19 protein-coding genes are annotated in these 18,013 nt (G+C 68.4%); 17 read left to right on the top strand and 2 right to left on the bottom strand.

All coding sequences use genetic code 11. The features are described 5' to 3' along the window. Positions 1-3: 3 nt before the first annotated feature. The 17 genes from ndk (at position 4) to ACFPOE_RS20965 (ending at position 16,591) form a co-directional block, all read left to right on the top strand. Positions 4-429: a nucleoside-diphosphate kinase gene (gene ndk, locus ACFPOE_RS21045; protein WP_376852287.1), complete on the top strand. Its 426-nt coding sequence runs from the start codon at positions 4-6 to the stop codon at positions 427-429. Positions 430-450: 21 nt separating this feature from the next. Further along, on the top strand, positions 451-1,623 hold the full coding sequence (rlmN, locus tag ACFPOE_RS21040) for a dual-specificity RNA methyltransferase RlmN (protein WP_376852286.1): 1,173 nt from the start codon (positions 451-453) through the stop codon (positions 1,621-1,623). 4 nt (positions 1,624-1,627) lie between these two features. Next, positions 1,628-2,455, top strand: a complete 828-nt coding sequence (pilW, locus tag ACFPOE_RS21035; protein WP_376852285.1) for a type IV pilus biogenesis/stability protein PilW — start codon at positions 1,628-1,630, stop codon at positions 2,453-2,455. Continuing rightward, positions 2,448-3,407, top strand: coding sequence for a helix-turn-helix domain-containing protein (locus ACFPOE_RS21030; RefSeq protein ID WP_376852284.1), 960 nt, complete (start codon positions 2,448-2,450; stop codon positions 3,405-3,407). The genes pilW and ACFPOE_RS21030 overlap by 8 nt, the downstream gene beginning before the upstream one ends. Then, positions 3,407-4,678 carry a flavodoxin-dependent (E)-4-hydroxy-3-methylbut-2-enyl-diphosphate synthase gene (gene ispG, locus ACFPOE_RS21025; protein ID WP_376852283.1) on the top strand — a complete coding sequence of 424 codons (1,272 nt, stop codon included), beginning with the start codon at positions 3,407-3,409 and terminating at the stop codon, positions 4,676-4,678. Before ACFPOE_RS21030 ends, ispG begins: the two co-directional genes overlap by 1 nt. Before the next feature lie 11 nt (positions 4,679-4,689). Continuing rightward, on the top strand, positions 4,690-5,979 hold the full coding sequence (hisS, locus tag ACFPOE_RS21020; RefSeq protein ID WP_376852282.1) for a histidine--tRNA ligase: 1,290 nt from the start codon (positions 4,690-4,692) through the stop codon (positions 5,977-5,979). Between the two features lie 13 nt (positions 5,980-5,992). Then, on the top strand, positions 5,993-6,697 hold the full coding sequence (locus tag ACFPOE_RS21015) for a YfgM family protein (protein WP_376852281.1): 705 nt from the start codon (positions 5,993-5,995) through the stop codon (positions 6,695-6,697). Further along, positions 6,694-7,839, top strand: coding sequence for an outer membrane protein assembly factor BamB (gene bamB / locus ACFPOE_RS21010; RefSeq protein ID WP_376852280.1), 1,146 nt, complete (start codon positions 6,694-6,696; stop codon positions 7,837-7,839). Before ACFPOE_RS21015 ends, bamB begins: the two co-directional genes overlap by 4 nt. 21 nt (positions 7,840-7,860) lie before the next feature. Next, a complete protein-coding gene (der, locus tag ACFPOE_RS21005) occupies positions 7,861-9,201 on the top strand; it encodes a ribosome biogenesis GTPase Der (protein ID WP_376852279.1) in 1,341 nt (446 codons plus the stop codon). 152 nt (positions 9,202-9,353) lie between these two features. Further along, on the top strand, positions 9,354-9,602 hold the full coding sequence (gene hfq, locus ACFPOE_RS21000) for an RNA chaperone Hfq (RefSeq protein ID WP_376852278.1): 249 nt from the start codon (positions 9,354-9,356) through the stop codon (positions 9,600-9,602). A 69-nt stretch (positions 9,603-9,671) separates the two neighbouring features. Further along, a complete protein-coding gene (hflX, locus tag ACFPOE_RS20995; RefSeq protein WP_376852277.1) occupies positions 9,672-10,871 on the top strand; it encodes a GTPase HflX in 1,200 nt (399 codons plus the stop codon). Positions 10,872-10,914: 43 nt separating this feature from the next. Further along, the gene (gene hflK, locus ACFPOE_RS20990) at positions 10,915-12,249 is read left to right on the top strand and encodes an FtsH protease activity modulator HflK (RefSeq protein ID WP_376852276.1); all 1,335 of its coding nucleotides are present in this window, start codon (positions 10,915-10,917) and stop codon (positions 12,247-12,249) included. 20 nt (positions 12,250-12,269) lie between these two features. Continuing rightward, the gene (gene hflC, locus ACFPOE_RS20985; protein WP_376852275.1) at positions 12,270-13,172 is read left to right on the top strand and encodes a protease modulator HflC; all 903 of its coding nucleotides are present in this window, start codon (positions 12,270-12,272) and stop codon (positions 13,170-13,172) included. 2 nt (positions 13,173-13,174) lie between these two features. Further along, positions 13,175-13,363, top strand: coding sequence for a DUF2065 domain-containing protein (locus ACFPOE_RS20980; RefSeq protein WP_376852274.1), 189 nt, complete (start codon positions 13,175-13,177; stop codon positions 13,361-13,363). 176 nt (positions 13,364-13,539) lie between these two features. Continuing rightward, positions 13,540-14,688 carry an ATP phosphoribosyltransferase regulatory subunit gene (locus ACFPOE_RS20975; protein ID WP_376852273.1) on the top strand — a complete coding sequence of 383 codons (1,149 nt, stop codon included), beginning with the start codon at positions 13,540-13,542 and terminating at the stop codon, positions 14,686-14,688. Between the two features lie 22 nt (positions 14,689-14,710). Then, positions 14,711-16,039 (top strand): adenylosuccinate synthase, encoded by a 1,329-nt coding sequence (locus tag ACFPOE_RS20970; RefSeq protein WP_376852272.1) that lies wholly within the window; start codon positions 14,711-14,713, stop codon positions 16,037-16,039. 27 nt (positions 16,040-16,066) lie between these two features. After that, positions 16,067-16,591 (top strand): phosphoribosyltransferase, encoded by a 525-nt coding sequence (locus tag ACFPOE_RS20965; RefSeq protein ID WP_376852271.1) that lies wholly within the window; start codon positions 16,067-16,069, stop codon positions 16,589-16,591. 54 nt (positions 16,592-16,645) lie between these two features. On the opposite strand, the gene ACFPOE_RS20960 is transcribed toward ACFPOE_RS20965, so the two are convergent. Together ACFPOE_RS20960 and ACFPOE_RS20955 are read right to left on the bottom strand one after the other, a co-directional pair. Then, positions 16,646-16,828: a hypothetical protein gene (locus tag ACFPOE_RS20960; RefSeq protein WP_376852270.1), complete on the bottom strand. Its 183-nt coding sequence runs from the start codon at positions 16,826-16,828 to the stop codon at positions 16,646-16,648. A 58-nt stretch (positions 16,829-16,886) separates the two neighbouring features. Next, complete coding sequence (locus ACFPOE_RS20955; RefSeq protein ID WP_376852269.1) at positions 16,887-18,002, bottom strand: NADH:flavin oxidoreductase/NADH oxidase; 1,116 nt, start codon at positions 18,000-18,002, stop codon at positions 16,887-16,889. Positions 18,003-18,013: the final 11 nt, after the last annotated feature.

Below are 18,013 nucleotides of genomic sequence, written 5' to 3'. Positions count from 1 at the left end.
AAAATGGCTATCGAACGCACCCTCTCCATCATCAAGCCTGACGCCGTGGCCAAGAACGTGATCGGGCAGATCTACGCACGCTTCGAGGCCTCCGGCCTGAAGGTCGTCGCCGCCCGCATGGCCCACCTGTCGCGCCGCGAAGCCGAGCAGTTCTACGCCGTCCACAAGGAGCGACCCTTCTTCAAGGACCTGGTCGAATTCATGATCTCCGGCCCGGTGATGATCCAGGCGCTGGAAGGCGAAAACGCCATCCTGAAGAACCGCGACCTGATGGGCGCGACCGACCCGAAGAAGGCCGCCGCCGGCACCATCCGCGCGGATTTCGCCGACAGCATCGACGCCAACGCGGTGCACGGCTCCGACGCCGCGGAAACGGCCGCCCAGGAAGTGGCCTTCTTCTTCCCCGGCATGGACGTCTTCTCGCGCTGAGCGGCGCGCGAACCTCATGCGATGACGGCCAGTCCTGAGCCAAGTCGAAGGGCCAATCTTCTCGACTTCGATCTGGAAGGCCTGGCCGCGTTTTGCGAAACGCTGGGCGAGAAGCGCTTCCGCGCGACCCAGCTGTTCCGCTGGATCCACCAGAAGGGCGCGACCGACTTCGACCAGATGAGCGACCTGGCCAAGTCGCTGCGCGAGAAGCTCAAGACCAGCGCCCGGCTGCAGGCGCTTCCCATCCTCACCCAGCACGAATCGAAGGACGGCACCATCAAGTGGCTGTTCGACGTCGGCCATGGCGATGCGGTGGAGGCGGTCTTCATTCCCGAAGACGACCGCGGCACGCTGTGCATTTCCTCCCAGGCCGGCTGCGCCGTGGGCTGCCGCTTCTGCTCCACTGGCCACCAGGGGTTCTCGCGCAATCTCAACACCGGCGAGATCGTGGCCCAGCTCTGGTTCGCCGAGCATTTCCTGCGCAAGCACCTGCAGCGCGACGAGCGGATCATCTCCAACGTCGTGATGATGGGAATGGGCGAGCCGCTGCAGAACTACTCGGCCCTGTTGCCGGCGCTCAAGGTGATGCTGGACGACCACGGCTACGGCCTGTCGCGCCGCCGCGTCACGGTCTCCACCTCCGGGGTGGTGCCGATGATGGACCGGCTCGGGCAGGACTGCCCGGTGGCGCTGGCCGTGTCGCTGCATGCGCCCAACGACGCGCTGCGCGACAACCTGGTTCCCCTGAACAAGAAGTACCCGCTGGCCGAACTGCTCGATGCCTGCAACCGCTACCTGGAGCACGCGCCGCGCGACTTCATCACCTTCGAATATTGCATGCTCGATGGCGTCAACGACCAGCCGGAGCACGCACAGCAGCTGGTGGAACTGGTGCGCAGGCACGGCGGCCGCGGCGTCTCGTGCAAGCTGAACCTGATTCCGTTCAATCCGTTTCCGGCATCCGGGCTGGTGCGTTCGCCACAACACCGGGTGCAGGCTTTCGCGAAAATCCTGATCGATGCTGGTATCGTCACCACTGTGCGCAAAACCAGAGGAGACGACATCGACGCGGCCTGCGGCCAGCTCGCCGGTGACGTCAAGGACCGCACCCGCGTGGGTGAGAGGATCTCCCGACAACGCACCGTGATGTTGAAACAGGTGCCGGCCGACGCCCGCGCCGCCAAGGAGACCTGAATCCATGAACGACGCTGTGCGCCGAGAGAAGCTGCGGACCGCCCTGGCCTGGTGCTGGCTGGCCGGGGCGCTGCTGCTGGCCCTGGGCGGCTGCGCCGCCCGCAACGGCGACGCCACGGGAGCCAACGTCGACATCGTCACCGCGTCGGACGAACCCGATGCCCGCAAGCGGGCCCGCATCCGGATGGAACTGGCGGTCGGCTACTTCGAGCAGGGCCAGACCACCGTGGCGCTGGACGAACTCAAGCAGGTAATCCTGGCCGACCCGACCTTTCCGGACGCCTACAACCTGCGCGGCCTGATCTACATGAAGCTCAACGACATGAAGCAGGCGGAGGAAAGCTTCCGCCGCGCCGTCTCGCTCAATTCGAAGGACTCCAACGCGCAGCACAACTACGGCTGGCTGCTGTGCCAGCAGGGCCGCTACGACGAAGCCAACCGCGCCTTCAACGGCGCCATGGCCAATCCGCTGTACGCGGAGCGGGCCAAGACGCTGATGGCCAAGGGCCTGTGCGAGGCCCGCGCCGGCCGCAAGGACGACGCCGAGCGCAGCCTGGCGCGCTCCTACGAACTGGACGCCGCCAATCCGGTCACCGGCTTCAACCTGGCGAACCTGCTGTTCCAGCGCGGCGAGTATTCGCGCGCCCAGTTCTACATCCGGCGCCTGAACAACACCGAGCTGGCCAACGCGGAAACCCTGTGGCTGGGGATCAAGGTCGAACAGAAGCTCAACGACCGGGTGGCGATGATGCAGCTGGCCGACCAGCTCAAGCGCCGCTTCCCGCAGTCGCGCGAGATGGGCTTCTACGACCGCGGAGCGTTCAATGAGTGAGGCGCCGGGCCACGGGCCCGCGTCCGGCTTCGATGCGGCCGCCGCCGATGCGCCCAGCGCCGGCACGCTGCTGCGGCAGGCGCGCGAACAGGCCGGCCTGCATGTGGCCACGCTGGCCGCGGCGCTGAAGGTGCCGGTGCGCAAGCTGGAGGCGCTGGAGGCCGACCGCTTCGACGAGCTGCCCGATGCGGTGTTCGTTCGTGCCCTGGCCGCCAGCGTGTGCCGCAACCTCAAGCTCGATCCGGCGCCGGTGCTGGAGCGCCTGCCCGCCACCGGCGGGCCGCGGCTGGCGCCGAGCGAAGGCGGCATCAACGCGCCGTTCCGTTCGCCGCGCGACGGCGCCGCTCCGGCCTGGCGCGAGCAGCTGTCGCGGCCGGTGTTCATCGTCGTCGCCGCGCTGCTGCTCGGCGCGCTGGTGGTGGCGCTGCTGCCGCTGCGCCATGACGGTGCCGGCACCGAGGCTGCGGCCCCGCCGCCGGCGCCGGTGCCGGCTCCCGAGCTGGTGGTCGCCAGCGCGGAGCCGACCGCCGCGCCCGCACCGTCCGCGGACCCGGCACCGGCAGTGGTCACGGCTGCGGCGCCGGCCGCAAGCCTCGCCGCCGCGACCGTCCCCGCCGCCGCCAGACCCGCCAAACCTGCCAGCGCCGCCGCCGCAACAGCAGCAGCAGCGGCTGCCCCCGCCGCCGCAGCGGCCTCCGCCTCCGGCCCGGCCGCCACCGGCATCGTGGTGTTCAAGGCCAGGGGCGAATCCTGGATCCAGGTGACCGACGCCAAGGGCGGCGTCCCGCTGCGCAAGCTGCTCACCGCCGGCGAATCGGCCGGCGCGTCCGGCCCGCTGCCGCTGGCCGTCACGGTCGGCAGCGTCTCGGCCACCGACGTGCAGGTGCGCGGCAAGCCGTTCGACCTGGCGCCGGTCTCGCGCGACAACGTGGCGCGCTTCGAGGTGAAGTGATGGACCAACCCTGCCTGCCGATCGAACCGGCATTCCCGAAACCGCGGCGCTCGCGCCAGGCGCAGACCGTCTGGGGCTCGCGCATCGTCACCGTCGGCGGCGACGCGCCGGTGCGCGTGCAGTCGATGACCAACACCGACACGGTGGACGCCATCGGCACGGCGATCCAGGTCAAGGAGCTGGCGATCGCCGGCTCCGAGATGGTCCGCATCACCGTCAACACGCCGGAGGCGGCGGCGCAGGTTCCTTACATCCGCGAGCAGCTCGATCGCATGGGCATCGACGTGCCGCTGATCGGCGACTTCCACTACAACGGCCACCGTCTGCTGACCGACTACCCGGCCTGCGCCGAGGCGCTGTCGAAGTACCGCATCAACCCCGGCAACGTCGGCAAGGGCGACAAGCACGACCGCCAGTTCGGCCAGATGATCGAGGCGGCGATGCGCTGGAACAAGCCGGTGCGCATCGGCGTCAACTGGGGCAGCCTGGACCAGGAACTGCTGGCCGGCCTGATGGACACCAACAGCCTGCGGCCCGAGCCGTGGGACGCCAGGCTCGTCATGTACGAGGCGCTGATCACCTCCGCCATCGGATCGGCGCAGCTGGCCGAGCGAATGGGCATGGACGGCAACCAGATCATCCTGTCGTGCAAGGTCAGCGGCGTGCAGGACCTGATCGCCGTCTACCGCGAGCTGGCCAGGCGCTGCGACTACGCGCTGCACCTGGGCCTGACCGAGGCCGGCATGGGCACCAAGGGCACGGTCGCTTCCGCGGTGGCGCTGGGCATCCTGCTGCAGGAAGGCATCGGCGACACCATCCGCGTGTCGCTCACGCCGCAGCCGGGCGAAGCGCGCACCCAGGAGGTGGTGATCGCCTCCGAGATCCTGCAGTCGCTGGGCCTGCGCAGCTTCGTGCCCAGCGTGACGGCCTGCCCGGGCTGCGGCCGCACCACCAGCCAGACCTTCCAGGTGCTGGCCAAGGAGATCGACGACTACCTGCGGGCGCAGATGCCGGTCTGGCGCAAGAAATATCCCGGCGTGGAGAAGATGAAGGTGGCAGTGATGGGCTGCATCGTCAACGGCCCGGGCGAGAGCAAGCATGCGGACATCGGCATCAGCCTGCCCGGCACCGGCGAGGCACCGGCCGCGCCGGTGTTCATCGACGGCCAAAAGGCCCTAACTCTTCGCGGCGACAACATCGCCGCCGAGTTCCACCAGATCGTCGAAAACTACATCGAAAAGCGCTTCGGCCAGCTCGCCGAAACCGCCTGACCCGACACAACATGGCCGACAAACTGAATGCCGTCAAAGGCATGAACGACATTTTGCCGCCCGACTCGGCGCGCTGGGAGTGGCTGGAGGAGAAGGTGCGCGCGCTGATGGCGCGCTACGCCTACCGGATGATCCGCACGCCGATCGTGGAGCCCACGGCGCTGTTCGTGCGCGGCACCGGCGAGACCACCGACATCGTCGAGAAGGAGATGTATTCCTTCGAGGACCGCCTCAACGGCGAGCAGCTGACGCTGCGGCCGGAAAACACGCCCGGCGTGGTGCGGGCGGCGATCGAGCACAACCTCACGTACGACGGCGGCAAGCGGCTGTATTACATGGGCCCGATGTTCCGCCACGAGCGGCCGCAGCGCGGGCGCTACCGCCAGTTCTATCAGCTCGGCGCCGAGGTGCTGGGCTTCGGCGGCCCGGAAGTGGATGCCGAACTGATGGTGCTGGCCTGGCAGCTGCTGGCCGACCTGGGCCTGCGCAACGTCCGCGTGGAGATCAACAGCCTGGGCATTCCGCCGGAGCGGCAGGCCCACCGCGCCGCGCTGGTGAAGTACTTCGAGCAGCACGCCGGCCTGCTGGACGAGGATGGCAAGCGCCGGCTGCACAGCAACCCGCTGCGCATCCTGGACACCAAGAATCCGGCGCTGCAGCAGATGGTGCAGGAGGCGCCCCAGCTGCTGTCCTTCCTGGGCGAAGCCTCGATGGCGCGCTTCGAGACCGTGCGCTCGCTGCTGGCCGCCTGCGGGGTGCCGACCTCGGTCAATCCGCGGCTGGTGCGCGGCCTGGACTATTACAGCCACACGGTGTTCGAGTTCATCACCGAGGAGCTGGGCGCGCAGGGCACGCTGTGCGGCGGCGGCCGCTATGACGGCCTGTTCGAGGTGCTGGGCGGCAAGCCGACGCCGGCGGTCGGCTGGGGCATGGGCCTGGAGCGGGTGCTTGAGCTGGTGAAGGAGCAGGGGACGGCGATCGAGCCGCCGGCGCCGGATGCGTACGCCGTCATCCCGGACGCCGCAGCGCTGCCGCAGGCGCTGGCGCTGCTGCAGCAGCTGCGCGCCGCCGGCATCAGCGTGCAGATGCACGCGGGCAGCAGCGAAGGCATGGGCAGCATGAAATCGCAGTTCAAGAAGGCCGACGCCAGCGGCGCGCGCTTCGCCCTGATCTTCGGCGCCGACGAACTGGCCGCCGGCGAGGTCACGCTCAAGGCCCTGCGTGACGGCAGCGGCGCGCAGGAGCGGCAGCCGCTGGCCGATCCGCTGGCATGGGCACGGAAACTACAATCGGCGGCTTGACACAAGAATCACAATGGCAAAACCACTCGACCTCGAAGAACAGGAACAGCTTGACGAACTCAAGCACTTCTGGAAAAACTACGGCAACCTGATCACCTGGACGCTGATCGTGGTGTTCGGCGCGATCGCCGCCTGGAACGGCTGGCAGTACTGGCAGCGCAGCCAGGCCGCGCAGGCATCCGCCATGAACGAAGAAGTGGAAAAGGCGGTCGCCGCCGGGGATACCGCCAAGCTCGAACGCGCCTTCAGCGACATGAAGGAAAAGTTCGGCGGCACCACCTTCGCCCACCAGGCCGGCCTGCGGGCGGCCAAGGTGTTCGCGGAAAAGGGCAAGCCCGACGCCGCCAAGGCGGCACTGCAGTGGGTGGCCGACAAGTCCTCCGACGAGGGTTACCGCGCAACGGCGAAGCTGCGGCTGGCGGCCGTGCTGGCCGATGCCAAGTCGTACGACGAAGCGCTGCGGCAGCTCGATGGCGAGTTCCCGGTGGAATTCGCGCCGCTGGTGGCGGACCGCCGCGGCGACATCTACAACCTGCAGGGCAAGAAGGCCGAGGCCAAGGCTGAATACCTCAAGGCCTGGAAGGGCCTGGACGAACGGACCGAATACCGCAAGCTGGTCGAAGTCAAGCTGACGGCGCTGGGCGCAGACCCGAATCCTCCCGCCGCCGCCGCGGTCCCCGCGCCCGCCGGCGCCGCATCTGCAGGAACGAAATCATGATGGCGCTGACGAAGCGGGCCTCGGCCCTGGCCTTGCTGGCGGCGCTGGGCGGCTGCTCGATGATGCCGACCTGGATGAGCGGCGCTGCCGAAAAGCCCAAGCCGGCCGAACTCGGCCCCAATGTCGCCCTGATCAGCGTGCGCCAGGCCTGGACCGCGCGCATCGGCCCGGTCGGCCTGCCGCTGGCGCCCACCGTCCACGGCACCAGCGTGGCGCTGGCCAGCAGCGACGGCACCGTGACCCAGCTCGATGGCAACACCGGCCGCGTGCTGTGGCAGGGCAATGCCGGCGGCCCGGTCTCGGCCGGGGTCGGCAGCGACGGCAAGCTGGTGTCGGTGATCACCCAGGCCAACGAGGTCGTGACCTTCGCCGGCGGCAGCACGCCGCTGTGGCGCCAGAAGCTGGTGGCCCAGTCGTACACCGCGCCCTTCGTGGCCGGCGGCCGGGTCTTCGTGCTGGCCGCCGATCGCTCGGTCTCGGCCTATGACGGCCAGACCGGCCGCCGGCTGTGGAACCAGGTCCGCCCCGGCGAGCCGCTGGTGCTGCGGCAATCGGGCGTGATGCTGGCGGTCGGCGACACGTTGCTGGTCGGCCTGGGCGGCCGGCTGGTCGGCCTGAACCCCGGCAATGGCCTGCCGCGCTGGGAAGCGCCGATCGCAACGCCGCGCGGCACCAACGACGTGGAGCGGCTGGTGGACCTGGTCGGCACCGTGAGCCGGATCGGCAACTCGGTGTGCGTCCGCGCCTTCCAGGCCCGGGTCGGCTGCGTCGACGGCGAACGCGGCGGCGTCCAGTGGACCAAGCCGGCCAGCGGCGCCGAGGGCCTGGCCGGCGACGACCGGCTGGTGTTCGGCACCGAGAGCGACGGCAAGGTCCTGGCCTGGCGCCGCGACAACGGCGAGCGCGCCTGGAGCTCGGACCGGTTGCTGCATCGCGGCCTGACGGCGCCGCTGGCGCTGGGCCGCTCGGTGGTGGTCGGCGACAGCACGGGGCTGGTCCACATGCTCTCGCGCGAGGACGGCACGCCCCTGAACCGGCTGTCCACCGACGGCACCGCCATCGCTGCGCCGCCGGTCCTGGTGGGCAACACCATGGTGATCGTGACGCGCGGCGGCGGCGTCTACGGCTTCGTGCCGGAATGAACTGAACCCTCATCGGATTTCGTGAAACCTGTCATCGCCCTGGTCGGACGCCCCAATGTCGGCAAGTCCACCGTGTTCAACCGGCTGACCAAGTCGCGCGACGCCATCGTCGCCGACTTCGCCGGGCTGACGCGGGACCGCCACTACGGCACCGGCAAGCAGGGCAGGCACGAGTACATCGTCATCGACACCGGCGGCTTCGAGCCGACGGCCGAGAGCGGCATCTACATGGAGATGGCCAAGCAGACCCGCCAGGCGGTCGCCGAGGCAGACGTGGTGATCTTCGTGGTCGATGCCCGCGCCGGTGTCTCGGCGCAGGACTACGACATCGCCAACTACCTGCGCAAGCTGGGCAAGCCCACGGTGCTGGCGGCCAACAAGGCCGAGGGCATGACCGACGGCGTCAAGCTGACCGAGTTCTACGAGCTGGGCCTGGGCGACGTGCACGGCATGTCGGCCGCCCACGGCCAGGGCATCCGCGACCTGGTCGACCTCGCCCTGGAGCCGCTGAACCTGCCCGAGCCGCAGGAGGAGGACGAGGAGGCCGACAGCGGCGTGATCAAGCTGGCGGTGGCCGGCCGCCCCAATGTCGGCAAGTCCACCCTGATCAACACCTGGCTGGGTGAAGAGCGCGTGGTCGCCTTCGACCAGCCGGGCACGACCCGCGATGCGATCAGCATCCCGTTCGAGCGCGGCGGCCAGCGCTTCGAGCTGATCGACACTGCGGGCCTGCGCCGCAAGGGCAAGGTGTTCGAGGCGATCGAGAAGTTCTCGGTGGTCAAGACGCTGCAGGCGATCGAATCGGCCAACGTGGTGCTGCTGCTGCTGGACGCCACCCAGGGCGTGACCGACCAGGACGCCCACATCGCCGGCTTCATCCTGGACAGCGGCCGCGCCGTGGTCGTCGCCATCAACAAGTGGGATGCGATCGACGCCTACCAGCGCGAGATGGTCAAGCGCTCGATCGAGACCCGGCTGGCTTTCCTGAAGTTCGCGGACATGCACCCGATCTCGGCCATCAAGCGCCAGGGGCTGGGCCCGGTCTGGACCTCGATCGCCGCGGCGCATCGCTCGGCCATGGTCAAGATGTCCACGCCGGTGCTCACCCGCCTGCTGCTGGAGGCCGTGCAGTTCCAGCAGCCGCAGCGCTCGGGCATGTACCGGCCCAAGCTGCGCTACGCGCACCAGGGCGGGATGAATCCGCCGATCATCGTGGTGCACGGCAATTCGCTGGAACACGTCACCGACGCTTACAAGCGCTTCCTGGAAGGGCGCTTCCGCAAGGAATTCAAGCTCACCGGCACGCCGCTGCGCATCGAGATGAAAACCTCGAAGAATCCGTACGCCGGCAAGGAAGAATAGAGGCCCTCGGCACCGCGGCCCTTGAAGTGGGGAAAGGGGCCCCAAACTCCTCTTTCAGCCGGGGAGGATTTCGTGCCGCCGGACTACTTACTCGGCGCTCCTGCTGTGGTAAGGTGATATTTCCAACACCACTTCCGAACACGGAGAATATCGTGAGCAACAAAGGGCAGTTACTACAAGACCCCTTCCTCAACACCCTGCGGCGGGAACACGTGCCAGTGTCGATCTACCTCGTCAACGGCATCAAGCTGCAGGGTCAGATCGAGTCTTTCGACCAATACGTCGTGCTGCTGCGCAACACCGTGACGCAGATGGTCTACAAGCACGCCATCTCCACCATCGTCCCCGGGCGCGCCGTCAATTTCTCGACGGCCGAAGCCGGCGAGGCTGGCCCCACCTGAGCCCGCTCACAGGCGCCGACGGCGCAGCCGCCCCGGGCTTGTTGAACCCCGATTCCCTGGTTTTCACGTTTGTCCGAATCACTACATCCTGACATCCCGGCCCTGCTGGTCGGGGTGGACCTTGGGCTGCCCAACTTCGACGCCGAACTCGAAGAGCTCGGCCTGCTGGCCCAGACCGCCGGCATGACGCCGGTCGCCCGCGTCGCCTGCCGCCGCAAGGCGCCCGACGCCGCGCTGTTCATCGGCAGCGGCAAGGCCGACGAGATCAAGGCGCTGGCCGAGCAGACCGGCGCCGTCGAGATCCTGTTCGACCAGTCGCTCAGCCCGGCCCAGCAGCGCAACCTGGAGCGCCACATCGGCCTGCCGGTCAACGACCGCACGCTGCTGATCCTGCAGATCTTCGCGCAGCGCGCGCGCAGCCACGAAGGCAAGCTGCAGGTGGAACTGGCCCGGCTGCAGTACGTCAGCACCCGGCTGGTGCGGCGCTGGTCGCACCTGGAGCGGCAGACCGGCGGCGCCGGCGTGCGCGGCGGCCCGGGCGAAAAGCAGATCGAGCTGGACCGCCGGATGATCGGTGAGGCGATCAAGCGCACCAAGGAGCGCCTGGTCAAGCTCAAGAAGCAGCGCCAGACCCAGCGCCGCCAGCGCGAGCGCCAGGGCGCCTTCACCATCTCGCTGGTCGGCTACACCAACGCCGGCAAGTCGACGCTGTTCAACGCGCTGGTCAAGGCCCGCGCGTACGCCGCCAACCAGCTGTTCGCCACCCTGGATACGACCACGCGCCAGCTCTATCTCGGCAACGAGGAGGGCGGCGGCCGTTCGGTCTCGCTGTCCGACACCGTCGGCTTCATCCGCGACCTGCCGCACGCCCTGGTGGCCGCCTTCGAGGCCACGCTTCAGGAGGCGGTGGATGCCGACCTGCTGCTGCACGTGGTGGACGCCGCCAATCCGCACCACCCGGAACAGATCGCGGAGGTCCAGCGGGTGCTGGACGAGATCGGCGCCGGCGCCGTGCCGCAGATGCTGGTGTTCAACAAGATCGATGCGCTGCCGCCGGGCCAGCAGCCGCTGCAGGAGAGCGACCTGTTCGAGCTGGACGGCATGATGCTGCCGCGCGTGTTCGTCAGCAGCAAGACCGGCCAGGGCCTGGCCGAACTGCGGCGCCAGCTGGCGCAGCTGGCCGGGCCGGCGCCGGGCGGCGCCGCCGCGCCGGCGCCCGAAAGCCCCGTCAGCCCCGAAAGTCCCGAAATCCACGACCAGCCGGCCTGATTGGGCACAATCGGGCGGCAACAAACACAATGAGATCGAGCGCATGAACCTCCAATTCCGCAGCCTGCCGTGGACCGGGCTGAAGGGCCGTTTCCGGGGCATGTTCAACCTGAACGATCCGCGCTGGGGACGGGGCGACGACAACGGCCAGAAGTCCGAGGGCGGGCCGCCCAAGGGCCCGAACCAGGGCCCGCCGGACCTGGACGAACTGTGGCGCGACTTCAACCGCAAGCTCGGCGGCCTGTTCGGCGGCAAGGGCCGGCGCCCGGACAGCGGCGGCGGCCTCGGCGGCGGCGACGGCGGCGGCGGGTTCCAGCCCGACATGCGCAGCGCCGGCATCGGCGCGATCGTGGTCGCGGCGGTGGTCGTGCTGATCTGGCTGGGCACCGGCTTCTTCATCGTGCAGGAAGGCCAGCAGGCCGTGATCACGCAATTCGGCAAGTACCACGGCACGGTGGAGGCAGGCTTCAACTGGCGCCTGCCCTGGCCGATCCAGCGCCATGAGACCGTGAACCTGACCCAGCTGCGCTCGGTGGAGATCGGCCGCAACAGCGTGGTGCAGGCCACCGGCCTGAAGGAATCGTCGATGCTGACGCAGGACGAGAACATCGTCGACGTGCGCTTCACCATCCAGTACCGCCTGAAGAATGCGGCGCAGTTCCTGTTCGAGAACCGCAACCCGGACGACGCCGTGATCAAGGCCGCCGAGTCGGCGATCCGCGAAGTGGTGGGGCGCGTCAACATGGACGACCTGCTGGGGCGCAACAGCGAGAACATCCAGCGCGACGTGGCCAAGTCGATCCAGGTCCAGATGGACCGCTACAAGACCGGCATCGAGGTGCAGAACGTCAACATCCAGAACGTGCAGCCGCCCGAGCAGGTGCAGGCCGCGTTCGACGACGCGCTCAAGGCCGGCCAGGACCGGGACCGGCTCAAGAACGAAGGCCAGGCCTACGCCAACGACGTGATCCCGCGCGCCAAGGGCGCGGCGGCGCGGCTGAAGGAAGAGTCCGACGGCTACAGCGCGCGCATCGTCGCGCAGGCCGAGGGCGACGCCCAGCGCTTCCGCTCGGTGCTGGCCGAATACCAGAAGGCGCCGCAGGTCACGCGCGACCGCATGTACATCGACGCGATGCAGCAGGTCTACAGCAGCGTCACCAAGGTGCTGGTCGATTCCAGGCAGGGCAACAGCCTGCTGTACCTGCCGCTGGACAAGCTGATCCAGCAGGCCAGCGCGACCGCCGCCGCCGACAGCAGCAGCAGCAGCGCCGGCTCGCCGGCGGCCGCCACGCCGGCGCTGCCGGCCTCGCCGGCCGCCATCCCGGGCGACTCGCGCGCCCGCGACAACTCGCGCACCCGCGACCGCGAAACCCGCTGACCGGCCGGAAGACCATACAAATGAACAGAATCGGATTCGTCGTCTCCACCGTGCTGCTGGCGCTCGCGCTGCTCAGCTCGATGCTCTTCGTGGTCGACCAGCGCCAGTTCGGCGTGGTCTATTCCTTCGGCCAGATCAAGGAAGTGATCACCGAGCCCGGCCTGCGCTTCAAGCTGCCGCCGCCGTTCCAGAACGTCGTGTTCCTGGACCGCCGGGTGCTGACGCTGGACAGCCCGGAGACTGGCTCGCTGCAGACCGCCGAGAAGAAGAACCTGGTGATCGACTGGCTGGTGAAGTGGCGCATCGCCGATCCCAAGCAGTTCATCCGCACCAACAGCGGCGGCGTCAACATCAGCACGGCGGAAAACCGCCTGACCTCGGTGGTGCAGGACGCGCTGAAGAACGAGGTGAACAAGCGCACGGCGCGCGAACTGCTGGCCAGCGAGCGGCAGGAAGTGATGCAGGGCGTGCAGCAGCGGCTGGCCGACGACGCCAAGTCCTTCGGCATCGAGATCGTCGACGTGCGCATCAAGCGGGTGGACTACCCCAAGGAAGTGGCCGATTCGGTCTACCGCCGGATGGAGTCCGAGCGCAAGCAGGTGGCCAACGAACTGCGTTCCACCGGCCAGGCCGAGGGCGAGAAGATCCGCGCCGACGCCGACCGCCAGCGCGAGGTGATCCTGGCCAACGCCTACCGCGACGCCCAGAAGGTCAAGGGGGAGGGCGATGCCAAGGCCTCGGCCACCTATGCCGAGTCCTTCGGCCGCGACCCGCAGTTCGCGCAGTTCTACCGCAGCCTGGACGCCTACAAGTCGAGCTTCAACAAGAAGAGCGACGTGCTGGTGGTGGACCCGGCCTCCAGCGACTTCTTCAAGGCGTTCCGCGGCAACGCCGCCGCTGCCGCACCGGCCACGCGGAAATAGCCTTGGACAGCGACGTGTGGTGGGCTGCCATGGCCCTGATGCTGGTGTTCGAGGGGCTGTTTCCCTTCCTGTCCCCCAAGGGCTGGCGCCGCACCTTCGAGCGGCTGCTGGCCATGCACGACGGCCAGATCCGCTTCTTCGGGCTGGTCAGCATCGCCCTGGGCCTCGGGCTGCTCTGGCTCGTCACCTAGAAGACGGGCGCGGGTCAAGGACGCAGGAAGCGCAGAAGAATTCCGCTGGCTTGAATCCTTCAAGGTCTCTTCTGCGTGTTCTGCGTTGCTTCTGCGTCTTCTGCGTCCTTGCCCCCGCTTTCTTCCCTCTCTTCCTTGGCCTGTAAAATACTGTTTTTAACAGCGCCCCAAAATTCATGTCCGCCTGGGTCCTGCCGGATCACATCGCCGATGTCCTGCCGTCCGAGGCGCGGCGCATCGAGGAGCTTCGCCGCGAATTGCTGGACACGGCGCGCGGCTACGGCTATGAGCTGGTGATGCCGCCGCTGCTGGAGCACCTGGAGTCGCTGCTCACGGGCACCGGCGAGGCGCTGGACCTGCAGACCTTCAAGCTGGTGGACCAGCTCTCGGGCCGCATGATGGGCCTGCGGGCCGACACCACGCCGCAGGTGGCCCGCATCGACGCCCACCTGCTCAATCGCCAGGGCGTTACCCGGCTTTGCTACTGCGGCCCGGTGCTGCACACCCGTCCCGACCGCCCGCACGCCACCCGCGAGCCGCTGCAGTTCGGCGCCGAGATCTTCGGCCACGCCGGCCTGGAAGCGGACCTGGAGGCACTGATGCTGGCGCTGGACTGCCTGCGGGCCAGCAGCGTCACGCAGCTCACGGTCGACATGGCGGATGCCCGCATCGTGCGGGCGCTGCTGGAGGGCGTCGCGCTCGCCGCACCGGCGCTGGCGGCGCTGCACGCCGCGCTCGCGGCCAAGGACGGCAGCGCGCTCAGGCAACTCACGCGCGACTTTCCGGCCGCCGCCCGCGAGGGCCTGCTGGCTCTGCCGTCCCTGTACGGGGATGCCGGCGTCCTGGACAGGGCGCGGCAGCTTCTTCCGGACCGGCCCGCAGTGCGCCAGGCGCTGGAGCAGCTGCGGTGGCTGGGCAGCCAGATCACCGGCGCCAGCGTCAGCTACGACCTGGCCGACCTGCGCGGCTACGCGTATTACAGCGGCGCGCGCTTCGCCATTTACACGCCGGGCGCCAGCGACGCGCTGGTGCGCGGCGGCCGCTACGACGAGGTCGGCGCCGTGTTCGGCCGCAACCGGCCGGCGGTGGGCTTCAGCCTGGACCTGAAGGAACTGGTGGGCGTCGCCGCCCGCCGGCCCCTGAAGGCCGCCATCCGTGCGCCCTGGGGCGAATCGGCCAGCCTGCGCGCCGCCATCGCGGCCCTGCGCGGCCGCGGCGAGACCGTGGTGTGCGTGCTGCCCGGCCACGACAGCGAACTCGACGAGTTCGAGTGCGACCGCGAGCTGGTGGACGCCGCCGGCATCTGGGCCGTCAAGTCCCTTTGATTTCTTCATTTTCGAGTTTTCCATGAACAAGACAACAGGTCGCAACGTCGTCGTGGTCGGCACCCAGTGGGGCGACGAGGGCAAGGGCAAGCTGGTGGACTGGCTGACCGAGATGGCGCAGGGCGTGGTGCGCTTCCAGGGCGGCCACAACGCCGGCCACACGCTGGTGATCAACGGCATCAAGACGGCGCTGCACCTGATCCCCAGCGGCATCATGCGCCCGGGCATCAAGTGCTACATCGGCAACGGCGTGGTGCTGTCGGCGGCCAAGCTGTTCGAGGAGATCGAGGGGCTGGAGAAGGCCGGCGTCGAGGTGCGCTCGCGCCTGCGCATCAGCGAGGCCTGCCCGCTGATCCTGCCGTACCACGCGGCGCTGGATATCGCGCGCGAAACCCTGCGCGAGCAGGGCGGCAGCGAGAAGATCGGCACCACCGGCCGCGGCATCGGCCCGGCCTACGAGGACAAGGTGGCCCGCCGCGCCCTGCGCGTGCAGGACCTGAAGCACCCGCAGCGCTTCGCCGAAAAGCTCAAGGTGGTGCTCGATCTCCACAACTTCACGCTGACCAACTACCTCAACGCGCCGGCGGTCGACTTCCAGCAGGTGTACGACGAGGCGATGAAGCACGCGGAACTGCTCTTGCCGATGGCGGCCGACGTCTCGCGCGAGCTGAACGAGGCCCACATCCACGGCGACAACCTGCTGTTCGAGGGCGCGCAGGGCACGCTGCTGGACGTGGACCACGGCACCTATCCCTACGTCACCTCCAGCAACTGCGTGGCCGGCAACGCGTCGGCCGGCGCCGGCGTCGGCCCGGGCATGCTGCACTACATCCTGGGCATCACCAAGGCGTACTGCACCCGCGTCGGCGGCGGCCCGTTCCCGACCGAACTGGACTGGGCCACGCCCGGCACCGTCGGCTACCACCTGTCCACGGTCGGTGCCGAGAAGGGCGTCACCACCGGGCGCAGCCGGCGTTGCGGCTGGTTCGACGCGGCGCTGCTCAAGCGGTCGGCGCAGGTCAACGGCCTCACGGGCCTGTGCATCACCAAGCTCGACGTGCTGGACGGCATCAAGGAACTGAAGCTGTGCACCGGCTACGAGCTCGATGGCGGATACACCGACATCCTGCCGCTGGGCGCCGACGAGATCGCGCGCTGCAAGCCGGTCTACGAGACCATGGAAGGCTGGAGCGACAGCACCGTGGGCGTGACGCAGTACGACAAGCTGCCGGTCAATGCGCGCCTGTACCTGCAGCGCATCGAGCATTTCGCCGGCGTGCCGATCCACCTGATCTCCACCAGCCCGGATCGCGACCACACCATCATGACGCGCCACCCGTACCTCGCGTAATTTCGGATCGACCCAAGGAACCACCACATGTTGACGGAAGACGGCAAGCACCTGTACGTGAGCTACGACGAGTACCACAATCTGATCGAGAAGCTGGCGATCAAGGTGCACCAGTCGGGTTGGCAGTTCGACACCATCCTGTGCCTGGCGCGCGGCGGGATGCGGCCGGGCGACATCCTGTCGCGCATCTTCGACAAGCCGCTGGCGATCATGTCGACCAGCTCCTATCGCGCCGACGCCGGCACCATCCAGGGCCACCTGGACATCGCCCGCTTCATCACCACCCCCAAGGGCGAGATCGCCGGCAAGGTGCTGCTGGTGGACGACCTGGCCGACTCCGGCAAGACGCTGCATGCGGTGATGGACATGCTGCGCAACAACTACAAGCCGATCACCGAACTGCGCAGCGCCGTGATCTGGACCAAGGGCCTGTCCAGCTTCCAGCCCGATTACTCGGTGGAATTCCTGCCGACCAATCCCTGGATCCACCAGCCCTTCGAGAGCTACGACAGCATGGGCGCGCAGAAGCTGCTGGACAAGTGGAAGGTTTGATGGATCGTCGTCAAATTTCCGGCTGCGCCTGAAATTTGTCGCCGGGTTGATCAGTCAAAAAGCTTGGGGCGGCCCGGCGCTTTTTTGAAGCATTAAAGACAACGAAGCCGCTGCGCGGCGCAGAGCTGTCATGCCGGACTTGATCCGGCATCCAAGCGCCTGAAGACGAATACCGTCGGTCAAGAGAAGAAGCGCTTCTTCCTCTTGATAGACGGTATTTCTTCTGGCGTCGCGCATGGATCCCGGGTCAAGCCCGGGATGACAGCTTCTCCGGGTCAAGCCCGGGATGACAGCGTCATCGTTGGCCGAAGCTTGCGCCCTTGAACAATTCCTTGAACTCCCTCGGCTGCGAGCGCCAGTACTGTTTCGGCGCAGTCACCTGCGCGCCGAGTTCGGCGGCGGCGTGCCAGGGCCAGCGCGGGTCGTAGAGCATGGCGCGGGCCAGCGATACGGCGTCGGCCTCGCCGTCGGCAATGATGGCTTCGGCCTGCTTCGGCTCGGTGATCAGGCCCACCGCCATCGTCGGCATTCCGGTCTCCGCTTTCACCCGCTGCGCATAAGGCACCTGGTAGCCCGGCCCGAGCTTGATCGCCTGCTGCGGCGAGACGCCGCCGGTGGTGACGTGGATGGCGGCGCAGCCGCGCGTGGCCAGCACCTTGGCCATCGCCACCGTGCCCTCGATGTCCCAGCCGCCCGGCACCCAGTCGGTGGCGGAGATGCGCGCCCACACCGGACGCTGGGCCGGGAAGTTGGCCCGCACGATGTCGAAGATCTCCAGCGGAAAACGCATCCGGTTCTCCAGGCTGCCGCCGTAACCGTCGCTGCGCTGGTTGGCCAGCGGCGACAGGAACTGGTGCAGCAGGTAGCCGTGCGCGGCATGCAGCTCGATGCCCTCGAAGCCCAGGCGGGCGGCGCGCCGGGCCGTGGCGGCGAAATCGTCGCGGATCTTCTGCATTCCCGCGGCATCCAGTGCCAGCGGCGCGTCCTCGTGCGGCGAGTGCGGCAGGGCCGAGGGCGCCAGCGTCTTCCAGCCGCCCGGCTGCCCCGGCAGGATCTGCGCGCCGCCGTCCCAGGGCGCATTGCTGGAGGCCTTGCGTCCCGCGTGGCTGATCTGGATCGCCAGCGCGATCGGCGAGATGGCGCGGACCGCCGCGATGATGCGGGCCAGGCCGGCCTCGTTGGCGTCGCTGTACAAGCCCAGGTCCTGCGGCGAGATGCGGCCTTCGGGCGACACCGCCGTCGCCTCCAGGATCAGCATGCCCGCGCCCGAGATCGCCAACTGGCCCAGGTGGATCATGTGCCAGTCGCCGGGCGTGCCCTCCAGCGCGGAGTACTGGCACATCGGCGCGATCACGATGCGGTTGGGCAGCTCGAGCTGGTCGAGCCGCCAGGGGCTGAAAAGATGGCTCATGCGGGTTCCGG

It is taken from the genome of Caenimonas terrae, from assembly GCF_042655405.1.
In the GTDB taxonomy this organism is placed as follows: Bacteria; Pseudomonadota; Gammaproteobacteria; order Burkholderiales; family Burkholderiaceae_C; genus Ramlibacter; species Ramlibacter terrae_A.
This window is presented reverse-complemented; position numbering and strand designations above follow the sequence as displayed.

What these genes read in the sequence shown, in the direction of transcription:
- hflK (WP_376852276.1), top strand. Translation starts at nt 10,915, where the DNA reads ATGAACCTCCAATTCCGCAGCCTGCCGTGGACCGGGCTGAAGGGCCGT.
- ACFPOE_RS20970 (WP_376852272.1), top strand. Translation starts at nt 14,711, where the DNA reads ATGAACAAGACAACAGGTCGCAACGTCGTCGTGGTCGGCACCCAGTGG.
- ispG (WP_376852283.1), top strand. Translation starts at nt 3,407, where the DNA reads ATGGACCAACCCTGCCTGCCGATCGAACCGGCATTCCCGAAACCGCGG.
- hisS (WP_376852282.1), top strand. Translation starts at nt 4,690, where the DNA reads ATGGCCGACAAACTGAATGCCGTCAAAGGCATGAACGACATTTTGCCG.
- ACFPOE_RS20965 (WP_376852271.1), top strand. Translation starts at nt 16,067, where the DNA reads ATGTTGACGGAAGACGGCAAGCACCTGTACGTGAGCTACGACGAGTAC.
- ACFPOE_RS20975 (WP_376852273.1), top strand. Translation starts at nt 13,540, where the DNA reads ATGTCCGCCTGGGTCCTGCCGGATCACATCGCCGATGTCCTGCCGTCC.
- bamB (WP_376852280.1), top strand. Translation starts at nt 6,694, where the DNA reads ATGATGGCGCTGACGAAGCGGGCCTCGGCCCTGGCCTTGCTGGCGGCG.
- ACFPOE_RS21030 (WP_376852284.1), top strand. Translation starts at nt 2,448, where the DNA reads ATGAGTGAGGCGCCGGGCCACGGGCCCGCGTCCGGCTTCGATGCGGCC.
- ACFPOE_RS20955 (WP_376852269.1), bottom strand. Translation starts at nt 18,002, where the DNA reads ATGAGCCATCTTTTCAGCCCCTGGCGGCTCGACCAGCTCGAGCTGCCC.
- ACFPOE_RS21015 (WP_376852281.1), top strand. Translation starts at nt 5,993, where the DNA reads ATGGCAAAACCACTCGACCTCGAAGAACAGGAACAGCTTGACGAACTC.
- ndk (WP_376852287.1), top strand. Translation starts at nt 4, where the DNA reads ATGGCTATCGAACGCACCCTCTCCATCATCAAGCCTGACGCCGTGGCC.
- rlmN (WP_376852286.1), top strand. Translation starts at nt 451, where the DNA reads ATGACGGCCAGTCCTGAGCCAAGTCGAAGGGCCAATCTTCTCGACTTC.
- pilW (WP_376852285.1), top strand. Translation starts at nt 1,628, where the DNA reads ATGAACGACGCTGTGCGCCGAGAGAAGCTGCGGACCGCCCTGGCCTGG.
- hflC (WP_376852275.1), top strand. Translation starts at nt 12,270, where the DNA reads ATGAACAGAATCGGATTCGTCGTCTCCACCGTGCTGCTGGCGCTCGCG.
- ACFPOE_RS20960 (WP_376852270.1), bottom strand. Translation starts at nt 16,828, where the DNA reads ATGCGCGACGCCAGAAGAAATACCGTCTATCAAGAGGAAGAAGCGCTT.